14 protein-coding genes are annotated in these 15,425 nt (G+C 43.1%); 13 read left to right on the forward strand and 1 reads right to left on the reverse strand.

The genetic code is table 11. The annotated features are described in order from the left end of the window. Positions 1-44 precede the first annotated feature (44 nt). The 8 genes from murB to alaS all read left to right on the forward strand — a co-directional run bounded on the left by murB (position 45) and on the right by alaS (position 8,672). Positions 45-950, forward strand: a complete 906-nt coding sequence (murB, locus tag MK409_RS01285) for a UDP-N-acetylmuramate dehydrogenase (protein WP_268705059.1) — start codon at positions 45-47, stop codon at positions 948-950. A gap of 139 nt (positions 951-1,089) precedes the next feature. Continuing rightward, complete coding sequence (locus MK409_RS01290; protein WP_000742901.1) at positions 1,090-2,247, forward strand: ABC transporter ATP-binding protein; 1,158 nt, start codon at positions 1,090-1,092, stop codon at positions 2,245-2,247. Beyond that, positions 2,228-3,034 carry an ABC transporter permease gene (locus MK409_RS01295; RefSeq protein ID WP_268705060.1) on the forward strand — a complete coding sequence of 269 codons (807 nt, stop codon included), beginning with the start codon at positions 2,228-2,230 and terminating at the stop codon, positions 3,032-3,034. Before MK409_RS01290 ends, MK409_RS01295 begins: the two co-directional genes overlap by 20 nt. Beyond that, positions 3,031-3,804, forward strand: a complete 774-nt coding sequence (locus tag MK409_RS01300; RefSeq protein WP_268705061.1) for an ABC transporter permease — start codon at positions 3,031-3,033, stop codon at positions 3,802-3,804. Before MK409_RS01295 ends, MK409_RS01300 begins: the two co-directional genes overlap by 4 nt. Then, a complete protein-coding gene (locus MK409_RS01305; RefSeq protein WP_268705062.1) occupies positions 3,801-4,871 on the forward strand; it encodes an ABC transporter substrate-binding protein in 1,071 nt (356 codons plus the stop codon). Before MK409_RS01300 ends, MK409_RS01305 begins: the two co-directional genes overlap by 4 nt. A 149-nt stretch (positions 4,872-5,020) precedes the next feature. Beyond that, on the forward strand, positions 5,021-5,272 hold the full coding sequence (locus tag MK409_RS01310) for a hypothetical protein (protein WP_268705063.1): 252 nt from the start codon (positions 5,021-5,023) through the stop codon (positions 5,270-5,272). 274 nt (positions 5,273-5,546) lie between these two features. Next, on the forward strand, positions 5,547-6,032 hold the full coding sequence (locus MK409_RS01315) for an LURP-one-related/scramblase family protein (RefSeq protein ID WP_268705064.1): 486 nt from the start codon (positions 5,547-5,549) through the stop codon (positions 6,030-6,032). Between the two features lie 21 nt (positions 6,033-6,053). Continuing rightward, complete coding sequence (alaS, locus tag MK409_RS01320) at positions 6,054-8,672, forward strand: alanine--tRNA ligase (protein WP_268705065.1); 2,619 nt, start codon at positions 6,054-6,056, stop codon at positions 8,670-8,672. Positions 8,673-8,755: 83 nt separating this feature from the next. Here the strand turns inward: alaS and MK409_RS01325 are convergent, their stop codons facing one another. After that, entirely contained in the window at positions 8,756-10,210 is a 1,455-nt protein-coding gene (locus tag MK409_RS01325) for an alpha-amylase (RefSeq protein WP_268705066.1), read from the reverse strand. Positions 10,211-10,480: 270 nt separating this feature from the next. Here MK409_RS01325 and MK409_RS01330 point away from each other — a divergent pair, with 270 nt between their 5' ends. From MK409_RS01330 to aroC, 5 genes are read left to right on the forward strand one after another with little or no spacing between them, the layout of a single operon-like run. Continuing rightward, entirely contained in the window at positions 10,481-11,644 is a 1,164-nt protein-coding gene (locus MK409_RS01330; protein WP_268705067.1) for a class I SAM-dependent rRNA methyltransferase, read from the forward strand. Beyond that, entirely contained in the window at positions 11,641-12,318 is a 678-nt protein-coding gene (gene aroD / locus MK409_RS01335; RefSeq protein WP_000767777.1) for a type I 3-dehydroquinate dehydratase, read from the forward strand. The genes MK409_RS01330 and aroD overlap by 4 nt, the downstream gene beginning before the upstream one ends. Further along, positions 12,308-13,162: a shikimate dehydrogenase gene (locus tag MK409_RS01340; RefSeq protein ID WP_268705068.1), complete on the forward strand. Its 855-nt coding sequence runs from the start codon at positions 12,308-12,310 to the stop codon at positions 13,160-13,162. The genes aroD and MK409_RS01340 overlap by 11 nt, the downstream gene beginning before the upstream one ends. 18 nt (positions 13,163-13,180) lie before the next feature. Further along, positions 13,181-14,248, forward strand: coding sequence for a 3-dehydroquinate synthase (gene aroB / locus MK409_RS01345; protein WP_268705069.1), 1,068 nt, complete (start codon positions 13,181-13,183; stop codon positions 14,246-14,248). 9 nt (positions 14,249-14,257) lie between these two features. Then, positions 14,258-15,424, forward strand: a complete 1,167-nt coding sequence (gene aroC / locus MK409_RS01350; protein ID WP_268705070.1) for a chorismate synthase — start codon at positions 14,258-14,260, stop codon at positions 15,422-15,424. The last annotated feature ends 1 nt before the right edge of the window (position 15,425 follow it).

Genomic DNA, 15,425 nt, shown 5'->3' on the forward strand with positions numbered 1-15,425 from the left:
TAAAAATGGTATAATGGAATGAATTTTGAAAAAGGAAGAGTGACATGTCAGTAAAAGAAAAAATGCTTGAAATCCTAGAAGGAATCGATATTCGTTTTAAGGAACCTTTGAAGACCTATACCTATACAAAGGTTGGAGGTCGAGCGGATTATCTAGTTTTGCCACGCAATCGCTATGAGATGGCCCGTGTCGTCCAATTTGCCAATCAAGAGAATATTCCCTGGATGGTGCTTGGGAATGCCAGCAATATCATCGTTCGTGAAGGTGGAATCCGTGGTTTTGTCATCTTATGCGATAAGCTTAATAACGTTTCAGTTGATGGTTACACTATTGAAGCAGAAGCTGGAGCTAATTTGATAGAGACAACACGTATTGCCCTTCGTCATAGTTTGACTGGTTTTGAATTTGCTTGCGGTATTCCGGGAAGCATCGGTGGAGCTGTCTTTATGAATGCGGGTGCTTACGGAGGAGAGATTGCCCATATCTTGCAGTCTTGTCAAATTTTGACCAAGGAAGGGGAAATCGAGACCTTGTCAGCCAAGGACTTGGCTTTTGGGTACCGCCATTCAGCTATTCAGGATTCTGGGGCCATTGTCTTGTCAGCTAAATTTGCCCTTGCACCTGGAAATCACCAGGTTATCAAGCAAGAAATGGATCGCCTGACTCACCTTCGCGAACTCAAACAACCTCTAGAATACCCATCTTGTGGTTCAGTCTTTAAGCGTCCAGTCGGGCATTTTGCAGGACAATTGATTTCAGAAGCTGGTTTGAAGGGCTACCGTATCGGTGGTGTCGAAGTCTCAGAAAAACATGCAGGCTTTATGATTAATGTAGCCGATGGGACTGCAAGAGATTATGAAGACTTAATTGAGTCTGTCATTGAAAAAGTTAAAGAACATTCAGGTGTTACCTTAGAGCGAGAAGTTCGTATCTTGGGTGAACACGAATAACATTATTTTTACATAGCATTCAAAGATTGGAATTTTATCGCTAAATGAGGTTTAGGTCATTTTATTTCCTACGCTTGTGTCTAGCATTCTAACAAGGTCCCAATCTGTTAATTTACGAAGAAGAAGGAATTTAGAGGAATTGAAAAAACCAATTATTGAGTTCAAAAACGTCTCTAAAGTTTTTGAAGACAGCAACACCAAGGTTCTCAAAGACATTAACTTTGAGTTGGAAGAAGGGAAGTTCTACACTCTTTTAGGCGCATCTGGTTCAGGAAAATCAACCATCCTAAACATCATTGCAGGTTTACTGGATGCGACGACAGGAGATATTTTGCTGGATGGGGTACGGATCAACGACATCCCAACCAACAAGCGAGACGTCCATACCGTCTTCCAATCCTATGCCTTGTTTCCACATATGAATGTGTTTGAAAATGTTGCCTTTCCACTCCGCTTGCGTAAGATTGACAAGAAAGAAATCGAGCAACGTGTAGCGGAAGTTCTCAAGATGGTTCAGTTGGAAGGTTATGAAAAACGTTCCATTCGTAAACTCTCTGGAGGGCAACGTCAGCGTGTGGCTATTGCCCGTGCTATCATCAACCAACCTCGTGTGGTTTTGTTGGATGAGCCCTTGTCAGCGCTGGACTTGAAATTGCGAACAGACATGCAGTACGAACTGCGTGAACTGCAACAACGATTGGGAATTACCTTTGTCTTTGTCACTCACGATCAGGAAGAAGCTCTGGCTATGAGTGACTGGATTTTCGTTATGAATGATGGCGAGATTGTTCAGTCTGGAACGCCAGTGGACATCTACGATGAGCCGATTAACCACTTTGTAGCTACCTTTATAGGTGAATCAAATATCTTGCCAGGAACCATGATTGAGGACTACTTGGTCGAGTTTAACGGCAAACGCTTTGAAGCGGTCGATGGTGGGATGAAGCCAAATGAGCCTGTTGAGGTTGTTATTCGTCCAGAGGATTTGCGCATTACCCTTCCTGAAGAAGGCAAGCTCCAAGTTAAAGTTGATACCCAGCTTTTCCGCGGGGTTCACTATGAGATTATCGCCTATGACGAGCTCGGAAATGAATGGATGATTCACTCGACCCGTAAGGCCATCGTTGGTGAGGAAATCGGTCTGGACTTTGAACCAGAAGATATCCATATCATGCGTCTCAACGAAACCGAAGAAGAATTCGATGCTCGTATCGAGGAGTATGTAGAAATCGAAGAGCAAGAAGCAGGTCTGATTAACGCGATCGAGGAGGAAAGAGATGAAGAAAACAACCTCTAAACTCTTTGTAGTGCCCTACATGCTTTGGATTGCCCTCTTTGTATTGGCACCCTTGGTCTTGATTTTTGGACAATCATTTTTCAACATCGAAGGTCAGTTTAGTTTAGAAAACTATAAATCCTATTTTGCGTCACAAAACTTAACCTATCTCAAAATGAGCTTCAACTCTGTTCTCTATGCAGGAATTGTAACTCTAGTGACGCTTCTTATCAGTTATCCAACAGCCCTCTTTTTGACTCGTCTCAAGCACCGTCAACTCTGGCTCATGCTGATCATCCTGCCGACATGGATTAATTTGCTCCTTAAAGCCTATGCCTTTATCGGGATTTTTGGTCAAAATGGCTCTATTAACCAATTTTTGGAATTCATCGGAATCGGTTCGCAGCAGTTGCTCTTTACCGATTTCTCCTTTATCTTTGTCGCAAGCTATATCGAGCTTCCCTTTATGATTTTGCCGATTTTCAACGTCTTGGACGATATGGATAACAATCTTATCAATGCCAGCTATGACCTCGGTGCGACCAAGTGGGAGACATTCCGCCACGTTATCTTCCCTCTATCAATGAATGGAGTGAGAAGTGGGGTTCAGTCGGTCTTTATCCCTAGCTTGAGTCTCTTCATGCTGACACGTTTGATTGGGGGGAACCGAGTGATTACTTTGGGAACTGCCATCGAGCAGAACTTCTTGACCAATGACAACTATGGTATGGGTTCAACTATCGGTGTTGTTCTTATCCTGACCATGTTTCTCACCATGTGGGTGACCAAGGAAAGGAGAGAACGATGAAAAAATTTGCCAATCTCTACCTAGCCTTTGTTTTTATCATCCTTTATTTGCCAATTTTTTACTTGATTGGCTATGCCTTTAATGCTGGCGATGATATGAACAGCTTTACTGGTTTTAGCTTGAGCCATTTTCAAACCATGTTTGGTGATGGTCGTCTCATGTTGATCCTCACCCAAACCTTTTTCTTGGCCTTTCTATCAGCCTTGATGGCGACAGTTATCGGGACTTTCGGTGCCATTTATATCTACCAGTCTCGTAAGAAATACCAAGAAGCCTTTCTATCACTCAATAATATCCTCATGGTTGCGCCTGATGTTATGATTGGTGCCAGCTTCTTGATTCTCTTTACGCAGCTCAAGTTTTCACTTGGTTTTCTGACAGTTCTTTCCAGTCACGTGGCCTTCTCCATCCCAATTGTAGTCTTGATGGTCTTACCTCGTCTCAAGGAAATGAATGATGATATGATTCATGCGGCTTATGACCTTGGTGCCAGCCAGTTTCAGATGTTCAAGGAAATCATGCTTCCTTACCTGACACCGTCTATCATTGCAGGTTATTTCATGGCCTTTACCTACTCGCTGGATGACTTTGCCGTGACCTTCTTTGTAACGGGAAATGGTTTTTCAACCCTGTCAGTCGAGATTTACTCTCGTGCTCGGAAGGGGATTTCGTTAGAGATCAATGCCCTGTCTGCCCTTGTCTTTCTCTTTAGTATTATCCTAGTTGTAGGTTATTACTTTATCTCACGTGAGAAGGAGGAGCAAGCATGAAAAAACTCTATTCATTTTTAGCAGGAATTGCAGCCATTATCCTTGTCTTATGGGGTATTGCGACTCATCTAGATAGTAAAATCAATAGCCGAGATAGCCAAAAACTGGTTATCTACAACTGGGGGGACTATATCGATCCAGAACTCTTGGAGAAATTCACAGAAGAAACAGGAATCCAAGTTCAGTACGAGACCTTTGACTCCAATGAAGCCATGTATACCAAAATCAAGCAGGGTGGAACAACCTATGATATTGCTATCCCAAGTGAATACATGATCAACAAGATGAAGGACGAAGACCTCTTAGTACCACTCGATTATTCAAAAATTGAAGGAATCGAAAATATCGGACCTGAGTTCCTCAACCAGTCTTTTGACCCGGGCAATAAATTCTCCATCCCTTACTTCTGGGGGACCTTGGGAATCGTCTACAATGAAACCATGGTAGATGAGGCGCCTGAGCATTGGGATGACCTCTGGAAACCAGAATACAAGGATTCCATCATGCTTTTTGATGGGGCGCGTGAGGTGCTGGGACTCGGGCTTAACTCACTTGGTTACAGCCTCAACTCAAAGGATCCTCAGCAGTTGGAAGAGACAGTAGACAAACTCTACAAATTGACTCCAAATATCAAGGCCATTGTAGCCGACGAGATGAAGGGTTACATGATTCAGAACAACGCGGCCATCGGTGTGACTTTCTCTGGGGAAGCCAGCCAGATGTTGGAGAAAAATCCTAACCTCAAGTATATCGTTCCGACTGAGGCCAGCGATCTCTGGTTTGATAACATGGTCATTCCAAAAACTGTGAAAAACCAAGATGCAGCCTATGCCTTTATCAACTTTATGTTAAAACCCGAAAATGCTCTGAAAAATGCGGAGTATGTAGGCTACTCAACACCAAACCTACCAGCCAAGGAACTGCTCCCAGAGGAGACCAAAGAAGACAAGTCCTTCTATCCAGACGCTGATACCATGAAAAACCTAGAAGTTTATGAGAAATTTGACCATAAATGGACAGGCAAATATAGCGATCTCTTCCTACAGTTTAAAATGTATCGGAAGTAGAAGTTAGCAGACACGAAACGAATCAGTCAAGCTGGTTCGTTTTTTTAATAGAAGTTAACTTTTACAGCCTTATCTTTTTCTATTCGAGTTGCTTATTTGCCTGCCTAGTAGTATACTAAGTTTATACGAATAGAAAGCGGTAACAAATAATGAAAATGTCTACTTTTTTCAAAAAAAGTTTTTGGCCAACCTTTTTGATTGTTCAACAAACAGCTATACTAATCCATTTAAAGGATGGCTTGGATAGACAATACCTAACAACTGATTCCATACATTTGGTGATAGGGTACTTTATATTTGTAAATATTTTCGAAGCTATCTTTAACAATTCAAAACTTTGGGATAAAAGTTGGGATAAAAAGAGTGATAGCAGTAAGAAAAAATATATTCTGAAAAAGTAAGCAAAGATGTAGGAAATTGATTTGATTCAAGGGAGACGATTTCCAGTTGACGCAGACTCAAAAAAACGGTATAATACTAGAGTTGAGAATTGATTTTCAATCATCTTAGTCCAGAGAAATGGCGGTGCTGCGAGCCATCTAAGCTAGGAAATCATGCTACTCAATCATACAATTGCATAAGAATAAGAGAATGACAAGTTCATTGAATGAAGGTGGTACCGCGGTTTTTCGCCCTTCGTGATATAGACTTGTCTTTTGATTTTTGGAGGTGTTTATGAAGACATTTCTTGTGAAACAAAAGTTTCGTCTTGGAGGTGAACGCTTCGATATCAAAGATGATAAAGGAGTAGTGAACTATCAGGTGGAAGGTTCTTTCTTCCAAATTCCTAAGACCTTTACCATTTATGACGCCTATGGTGAGCAAGTCAGTGAGATCAGTAAAGAATTTTTCACCTTACTTCCTCGCTTTACTATTCAGCTACGAAACGGTTCAAATTTCGTCATTCGCAAGAAGTTGACCTTCTGGCGAGATAAGTATGAGTTTGATAATCTAGGGCTTCGTATCGAGGGAAATACCTGGGATTTGAATTTCAAATTGCTAGATGATCGTGATCAGCTTGTCGCCGAGATTCGGAAAGAGATTTTCCATCTGACCTCAACTTACACCGTAACCGTCTATGAAGACTCTTATGCAGACCTGGTCATTTCCCTTTGTGTCGCGATTGACTATGTGGAAATGCTGGAAAGCCAATCAAATTAAACAAGTAAATAAGGAGATATTATGAAACAACTATCTAGTGCTCAAGTTCGCCAAATGTGGCTTGATTTCTGGGCCAGCAAAGGTCACTCTGTAGAACCATCAGTCAGCTTGGTTCCTGTAAACGACCCAACTCTTTTGTGGATCAACTCTGGGGTAGCAACTCTTAAGAAATACTTTGACGGAACCATCATTCCTGAAAATCCACGTATTACCAATGCGCAAAAAGCCATCCGTACCAACGACATCGAAAACGTAGGGAAGACTGCGCGTCACCATACCATGTTTGAAATGTTGGGGAACTTCTCTATCGGAGATTACTTCCGTGATGAAGCCATCACTTGGGCTTACGAACTTTTGACAAGCCCTGAATGGTTTGATTTCCCAGCTGAAAAACTCTATATGACCTACTATCCTGAAGATAAGGATTCATACAACCGCTGGATTGAAGTAGGAGTAGACCCAAGTCACTTGATTCCAATTGAGGACAACTTCTGGGAAATCGGTGCGGGACCTTCTGGACCAGATACTGAAATCTTCTTTGACCGTGGAGAAGCCTTTGACCCAGAAAATATTGGTATTCGCCTGCTTGCAGAAGATATCGAAAACGACCGTTACATTGAAATCTGGAACATCGTTTTGTCACAATTTAATGCTGACCCTGCTGTTCCTCGTAGTGAGTACAAGGAATTGCCGCATAAGAACATTGATACGGGCGCTGGTTTGGAGCGTTTGGTGGCAGTTATTCAAGGGGCTAAGACAAACTTTGAAACAGACCTCTTCATGCCGATCATTCGCGAAGTTGAGAAATTGTCTGGTAAGGTCTACGACCAAGATGGCGACAACATGAGCTTCAAGGTGATTGCGGACCACATCCGTTCACTTTCATTTGCCATTGGTGATGGTGCTCTTCCTGGAAATGAGGGTCGTGGTTATGTCCTTCGTCGTCTTCTCCGTCGTGCTTCTATGCATGGTCAAAAATTGGGCATCAACGAGCCTTTCCTTTACAAACTGGTTCCAACTGTTGGAAAAATCATGGAAAGCTACTACCCAGAAGTGCTTGAAAAACGTGATTTTATTGAAAAAATTGTTAAGAGCGAAGAAGAATCCTTTGCTCGTACCCTTCACTCGGGTCAACACTTTGCCCAAGGCATCGTAGCAGACTTGAAGGAAAAAGGTCAATCAGTGATTGCTGGTTCAGATGTCTTCAAACTCTACGATACATATGGATTCCCAGTTGAATTGACAGCAGAAATCGCTGAAGAAGCTGGCATGACGGTAGACCGTGAAGGTTTTGAAGCAGCCATGAAAGAACAGCAAGAACGTGCGCGTGCGTCAGCTGTCAAAGGTGGCTCAATGGGAATGCAAAATGAAACCCTCCAAAACATTACAGTGGAAAGTGTCTTCAACTACAATGCCAGCCAATTGCCTTCTAAGTTGGTGGCTATCGTAGCGGACAATGCTGAAGTAGAAGCTGTTTCAGAAGGAACTGCCTCTCTCATCTTTGCAGAGACTCCATTCTACGCTGAAATGGGTGGACAAGTAGCTGACCACGGTCAAATATTGGACGAGTCAGGTAAGGTTGTGGCTACTGTGACAGATGTTCAAAAAGCACCAAACGGACAAGCTCTTCATACTGTTGAAGTTCTTGCACCGCTTGCTTTGAACCAAGAATACACCTTGGCTATCGATACCAACCGTCGTCATCGTGTCATGAAGAACCACACAGCAACTCACTTGCTCCATGCGGCTCTTCATAATATCCTTGGCCATCATGCGACACAAGCAGGATCTCTTAATGAAGTTGAATTCCTCCGCTTTGACTTCACGCACTTCCAAGCCGTAACTCCTGAAGAGTTGCGCGCCATTGAACAGCAAGTCAACGAAAAAATCTGGGAAACAATTGCTGTAGAAACTGTTGAGACAGATATTGACACTGCTAAAGAAATGGGAGCCATGGCCCTCTTTGGTGAGAAATACGGTAAGGAAGTCCGTGTTGTTACTATCGGTGACTACTCTATTGAGCTTTGTGGTGGTACCCACGTTGGCAACACTTCTGAGATTGGTCTCTTCAAGATTGTCAAAGAAGAAGGGATCGGATCAGGAACTCGCCGTATCTTGGCAGTGACTGGTAAGGAAGCTTTTGAAGCCTACCGTGAACAAGAAGACGCGTTGAAAGCAGTCGCAGCAACTCTTAAAGCACCTCAACTCAAGGAAGTTCCTCACAAGGTTGAAGGCCTTCAAGAGCAACTCCGTCATTTGCAAAAAGAAAATGCAGAGTTGAAAGAAAAAGCTGCAGCCGAAGCTGCAGGTGATGTCTTCAAGGATGTGAAGGAAGTCAACGGCCACCGTTACATTGCAAGCCAAGTTTCTGTATCAGACGCAGGTGCCCTTCGTACCTTTGCGGATAACTGGAAACAAAAAGACTACTCTGACCTTCTTGTCTTAGTGGCAGCTATTGGTGACAAGGTCAACATTCTTGTTGCAAGCAAGACAAAAGATATCCACGCAGGTAACTTGGTTAAAGAATTGGCTCCAATCGTCGATGGACGTGGTGGTGGTAAACCAGACATGGCCATGGCAGGAGGAAGCAACCAAGCCAAGATTCAGGAATTGCTGGATGCCGTAGCAGGTAAATTGTAAGAAAACATTTAAGATCTATCCATTTGGGTAGATCTTTTTGAATACACAAAAAAGCCAAATCCTAGTGAATTTGGCTTAGTTTTTTAGATTGTATTGGCTGTCCAGACACTGACTGAACCCGCTGCTACTGGAAATTCTCCATAACCTTCAGCATTGATTGTAACTTGTGCGGGGTGATTTTCAAGGAGGTCAACAAAGGTTTGGTCAGCCCATTCTTGCCCAACAAACATAGACTTGCTGTTTTCTTGGTCATTTGAGATAAGGACCGCGAGTGGTGTTTGGTTCTCAGCACCTGCACGGACCCATCCAATACAGTTAGCATCGTCAAAGTAGTTTGTTTGCTCTCCATAGGCCAAGTCTTTTCGGATGGCTAGGAGACGGTCAAGAACTTCTTTGAAATCTTCTTGGGCATACTGCCCTGAAATGCCGTAATAGTCTCCATAAAAGACACATGGAAGACCTTGGTCACGAAGAAGGATGAGCGCATAGGCTGCTGGTTTAAACCATTCTTGGACGGTTGATTCAAGTGCCTGTCCTCTTTGAGTATCATGGTTGTCCACGAAAGTGACAGCCTTATCAGGTTTAATTTCCACTAAACTATCGTTAAAAATACTACGAAGGTCATAGCTTGATCCAGCTTGACTGGCTTCAAAGAGATTTTGGTGGAGACGAACATCGACAAGGTCAAAGTGTTCTTCTATTTTCTCGAGATAGTCCAGATTAGCTTCTTTGTCTGGATTCCAAAATTCCCCAAAAACATAGAAATCTTCACCGTATTTTTCCTTCATATCACGGATGAAATTGCCCATAAAGAAGGAATCAATGTGCTTAACGGCATCCAAACGGAAACCAGCTACACCAGTCGTTTCCATAAACCAGTCAGCCCAGTCATAGAGGTTTTGGATGACTTCAGGATGCTTAAAGTCTAGGTCAGCGTACATGAGGTAGTCGTAGTTGCCGTTTTCGTTATCGACCAATTCCTCGTTTGCCCAACCTTTATTGTCTCCTTGGATCAGGTAAATACCAGACTTACGTCTCTTGGCATCGTAGTCTGTACCTGTAAAGTGGTACCAGTGCCATTCAAAGTCATTATAGGTTTTCTGACGTCCATCAAAAGTGAAGTGGGTCCATCCGTTGATAGTAAAGGGTTCGCTTAGTTGAACTGTACGGTCCTCGGGATCTACTTCGATAACTTGAAAGGCTTCTAATTTATCTGCTGCAGCCTTGTGATTGAGAACGATGTCAGCCATTGGTTGGATTCCGTGTGCCTTTAGGGCTTGAATGGCTTGAAGATAGTCTTCTTTAAACCCATACTTGGTACGTACAGTCCCTTTTTGGTGAAATTCACCTAGGTCAAAAAGATCGTAAACACCATAGCCTACATCTTTTTCGTTTGTTGCCTTGAAGGCAGGTGGCATCCAGACATGACTGATACCGAGATTTGCTAGGTGTTCTGCGTCATCTGCCAATCGTGTCCAGTGTTGTCCATCGTGGGGCAGATACCACTCAAAGTATTGCATAAGTGTCTGATTTTGCATAGTTTTTCCTCTTACTTATCAATGATGTGTTATATTCTACCATAAAGTCCAGAACTACGCAAACGTTTGCGCAAAAATTCTATACTCATTTCTAGAAATGTCTATTTTTTGAAATTTCCCATTATTTTTTCATTGGTTAGGAAAGAAGGATTAGAAAAAATGAATTGACTAAACTTTTTTTAACAAAAATGACACTTAGTAAACTAAAGTAAAAATGGACAAACGCTTTCTATTTTGAGAATTGTCACAAAATTTGCTATAATAGTAGCTATGAATAGAATTAGGGTCAGCAGACGTGTTGAAAAAAAGCTAGTTAAGGGTCTAGTTCTTTTGGAAGCAAGTGATTTAACAGATATTGAACTGACGGATCAGGAAGTAGAAGTTCTTAGTCAAGACGGAAAGTTTTTAGGGAGCGCCTATCTTTCCCAGCAGAACAAGGGAATCGGTTGGTTCATCAACAAGGAAAAGGTTCGTTTCAATCAAGCCTTTTTTGAAATTCTGTTTCGTAAGGCCAAGGAAGCTAGAAAGCCTTATTATCAAGATGACTTGACTACTGCCTTTCGCCTTTTTAACCAAGAGGGGGATCGTTTTGGTGGTCTGACTGTTGATCTCTATGGAGATTATGCTGTCTTTTCTTGGTACAACTCCTTTGTTTACCAGATTCGTGAGCTGATAGTAAAGGCTTTTAAGGAAGTTTTTCCTGAGGTCTTGGGGGCTTATGAAAAGATTCGTTTTAAAGGTCTAGACTACGAGTCTGCCTATGTTTATGGTGAGGAAGCGCCAGATTACTTTACTGTTCTTGAGAATGGCGTGCTCTATCAGGTCTTTATGAATGATGGCTTGATGACAGGGATTTTCCTAGACCAGCATGAGGTTCGTGGGAGTTTGGTTGACGGTTTAGCCATGGGCAAGTCCTTGCTCAATATGTTTTCCTATACGGCTGCCTTTTCAGTTGCTGCAGCTATGGGAGGCGCGAGTGAAACGACTTCTGTCGACTTGGCCAAACGGTCCAGAGAGCTGTCAGAAGCTCATTTTCAGGCAAATGGACTTAGCACGGACAATCATCGTTTTATCGTCATGGACGTTTTTGAGTACTTCAAGTATGCCAAGCGAAAAGGCTTGACTTATGATGTGATTGTCCTTGATCCGCCGAGCTTTGCCCGCAATAAAAAACAAACTTTCTCTGTAGCTAAGGACTATCACAAGCTGATTTCCCAAAGTCTAGAGATTTTAAATCCGGGAGGCATTATAATTGCTAGTACCAATGCTGCCAATGTTTCCCGTCAGAAATTTACAGAACAAATTGATAAAGGTTTTGCAGGAAGAAGGTATCAAGTATTAAACAAATACGGACTTCCAGCAGACTTTGCCTATAATAAAAAAGATGAAAGCAGTAATTACCTCAAGGTGATTAGTATGAAGGTTAGTAGATGAAATTAATCGTTTCAGTAATGCCAAGAAGTTTAGAAGAAGCGCAAGAACTGGATGCCACACGGTATGAAGATGCCGATATCATCGAGTGGCGTGCAGACTTCCTCGCCAAGGAAGCCATTTTACAGGTAGCACCTGCAATCTTTGAGAAATTCGCAGGCCGCGAACTGGTCTTTACCCTTCGGACTCGCTCTGAGGGAGGAGAAATCGAACTGTCTTCTGAGGAGTATGTTCAAATCATCAAGGAAGTCACTCAACTCTATCAACCAGACTATGTGGATTTTGAGTACTTCAGCTACAAGGATGTATTTGAGGAAATGTTGGATTTTCCAAATCTCGTTTTGAGTTATCATAATTTCCAAGAGACACCTGAAAATATGATGGAAATCCTGTCGGAGTTGACCAGTCTCTCTCCAAAAGTGGTCAAAGTATCTGTCATGGCCCATACGGAGCAAGATGTTTTAGATCTGATGAACTACACACGTGGATTTAAAACACTCAATCCAGAACAAGACTACGTGACCATTTCCATGGGGAAAATGGGCAAGGTATCTCGTATCACTTCAGATGTGACGGGTTCAAGTTGGTCATTTGCTAGTCTAGATGAAGCGAGTGCCCCAGGTCAGATTTCTCTATCAAACATGAAAAAAATCAGGGAGATTTTGGATGAAGCTTGATGGCTACACACGTATGGCGGCTGTCGTTGCAAATCCCATTAAACACTCCATCTCACCTTTTATCCACAATAGAGCCTTTGAGGCGACAGCGACAAATGGTGTCTATGTGGCTTGGGAAATCGAAGCAGGAGACTTAGCGGAAACAGTCGCTAATATTCGCCGTTACCAGATGTTTGGGATTAATCTTTCTATGCCATACAAGGAGCAAGTGATTCCCTTTTTGGATGAATTGAGTGATGAAGCTCGTTTGATTGGGGCGGTTAACACCGTTGTCAATGATAATGGGAATTTAATTGGATATAATACAGATGGCAAGGGATTTTTTAAGAGCTTGCCTTCTTTTACAATTTCGGATAAGAAAATGACCATTCTGGGAGCAGGTGGTGCGGCCAAGTCCATTTTAGCACAGGCTATTTTGGATGGTGTCAGTCAGATTTCAGTCTTTGTGCGTTCAGCTTCTATGGAAAAAACAAGACCTTATCTAGACAAGTTGCAGGAGCAAACGGGCTTTAAAGTGGACTTGTATGCTTTAGAAGATCTTTCTGAATTGCAATCAAGGATTGCCGATTCGCACTTACTAGTCAATGCCACCAGTGTGGGCATGGATGGCAAATCATCCCCAGTTCCTGAAAGCATAGTCTTACCAAAAACTCTCTTGGTGGCAGATATCATTTACCAACCCTTTGAGACGCCATTTTTGAAATGGGCTAGAAGTCAGGGGAATCCCACCATAAATGGCCTTGGAATGTTGCTCTATCAAGCTGCTGAAGCTTTTCAACTGTGGACAGGTAAAGAAATGCCAACAGAAGAGATTTGGCAGTCCTTGACAGAAAAATACCAATAATGAAAAGGAGAACCTACTATGAAAATCAGAATTGATATTCCGCATCATCCTTATGATATTCAGATTGAAAAAGGTTGTCTATCGCAAGCAGGTCAATGGTTGCGAGAACTTTGGCAACCGCAAAAAGTGGTTATCGTGACAGACAACCGTGTGGCCTCACTCTACGCGGAGAAGGTTAAACTCAGCCTAGAAGATGCTAGTTTTCAGGTAGCTGTTTTTGATTTCTTAGAAGGCGAAGAAAGAAAGAATTTAACTACTGTTCAGAAGGTCTATGAATTTCTAGTCAAGCAAGGTCTGACTCGTAGCGATGGAATCGTGGCTCTTGGTGGTGGTGTCGTTGGGGACTTGGCTGGCTTTGTGGCTTCGACCTATATGCGTGGGATTCACTTTGTTCAGATTCCGACCAGTTTGACAGCCCAGGTTGATTCCTCTATCGGTGGTAAGACGGGTGTTAATACTCCTTTTGCTAAAAATATGGTGGGAACTTTTGCCCAACCAGATGGGGTTCTGATTGACCCGCTTGTCCTTGAAACACTCGGGAAAAGAGAGTTGATTGAGGGAATGGGTGAGGTTATCAAGTATGGCTTGATTGAGGATCCAGAACTATGGGATCTCTTGAGGGAGATAGATGGCTCTGTTGAGAGCATTCTGGAACATGGAGAAACTTTGATCGAACATTCTTGTCAGGTGAAGCGCAAGATGGTGGTTGAGGATGAGTTGGACAACGGGGTTCGCCTTTACCTCAATTTTGGCCACACCATTGGCCATGCTATTGAAGCGACTGCCGGCTATGGCAAGGTCATGCATGGAGAGGCTGTGGCCATGGGCATGGTGCAGATTTCCAAGGTTGCTGAGGAAAAAGGCCTCATGCCAGAAGGAATGACCCAGTCCATCACGGAAATGTGTCAGAAATTTGGTTTGCCTGTTGACTATGAAAACTGGGATATTGAAAAGCTTTATCAGGCTTTGACTCATGACAAGAAAGCGCGTGGGAACACCTTGAAATTGGTCTTGGTGCCAGAGCTTGGTTCGGCGACCATTCATCCAGTTTCTCTGGAAGAGATGAAAGACTACTTGGTAAAATAAGGAGAGCCTATGAGATATTTAACTGCAGGAGAATCACACGGTCCCCGTCTAACCGCTATCATAGAAGGAATTCCTGCTGGACTTCCTTTGAAAGCAGAGACCATCAATGAGGATCTGAAACGTCGTCAGGGTGGATATGGTCGTGGTGGTCGTATGAAGATTGAGAGTGATCAGGTTGTCTTTACTTCTGGCGTTCGCCATGGGAAGACGACAGGGGCTCCTATTACAATGGATGTCGTCAATAAAGACCACCAAAAATGGCTAGATATCATGTCTGCTGAGGACATTGAAGACCACCTTAAAAGCAAGCGGAAAATCACTCATCCTCGCCCAGGACATGCCGATTTGGTAGGGGGGATCAAGTACCGTTTTGATGATTTGCGAAATTCTTTGGAACGTTCATCAGCTCGTGAAACAACCATGCGAGTAGCCGTTGGGGCAGTAGCCAAACGTCTCTTAGCTGAGCTAGATATGGAGATTGCCAACCATGTCGTGGTCTTTGGTGGCAAGGAAATCGATGTACCTGAAAATCTGACAGTGGCTGAGATTAAGGAACGAGCTGCCCAGTCTGAAGTTTCTATTGTCAACCAAGAGCGGGAACAGGAAATCAAGGACTATATTGACCAAATCAAACGTGACGGTGATACCATCGGTGGGGTTGTAGAGACAGTCGTCGGAGGCGTTCCAGTTGGCCTTGGCTCCTATGTCCAATGGGACAGAAAATTGGATGCGCGATTGGCCCAAGCAGTTGTTTCTATCAATGCCTTTAAAGGGGTGGAATTTGGTCTTGGATTTGAAGCTGGTTACCGCAAAGGCAGCCAAGTTATGGATGAAATTCTCTGGTCTAAAGAAGACGGCTATACTCGTCGTACCAATAATCTAGGTGGTTTTGAAGGTGGTATGACCAATGGGCAACCAATTGTTGTTCGTGGAGTTATGAAACCCATTCCCACTCTTTACAAACCACTTATGAGTGTGGATATCGAAACCCACGAACCCTATAAGGCAACCGTGGAGAGAAGTGATCCGACCGCTCTTCCAGCAGCAGGTGTGGTCATGGAAGCTGTTGTGGCAACGGTTCTGGCGCAAGAAATCCTTGAAAAATTCTCATCTGACAATCTAGAGGAATTAAAAGAGGCAGTTGCCAAGCACCGAGACTATACAAAGAACTATTAAG

This window comes from Streptococcus oralis (assembly GCF_026782375.1).
In the GTDB taxonomy this organism is placed as follows: domain Bacteria; phylum Bacillota; class Bacilli; order Lactobacillales; family Streptococcaceae; genus Streptococcus; species Streptococcus oralis_CL.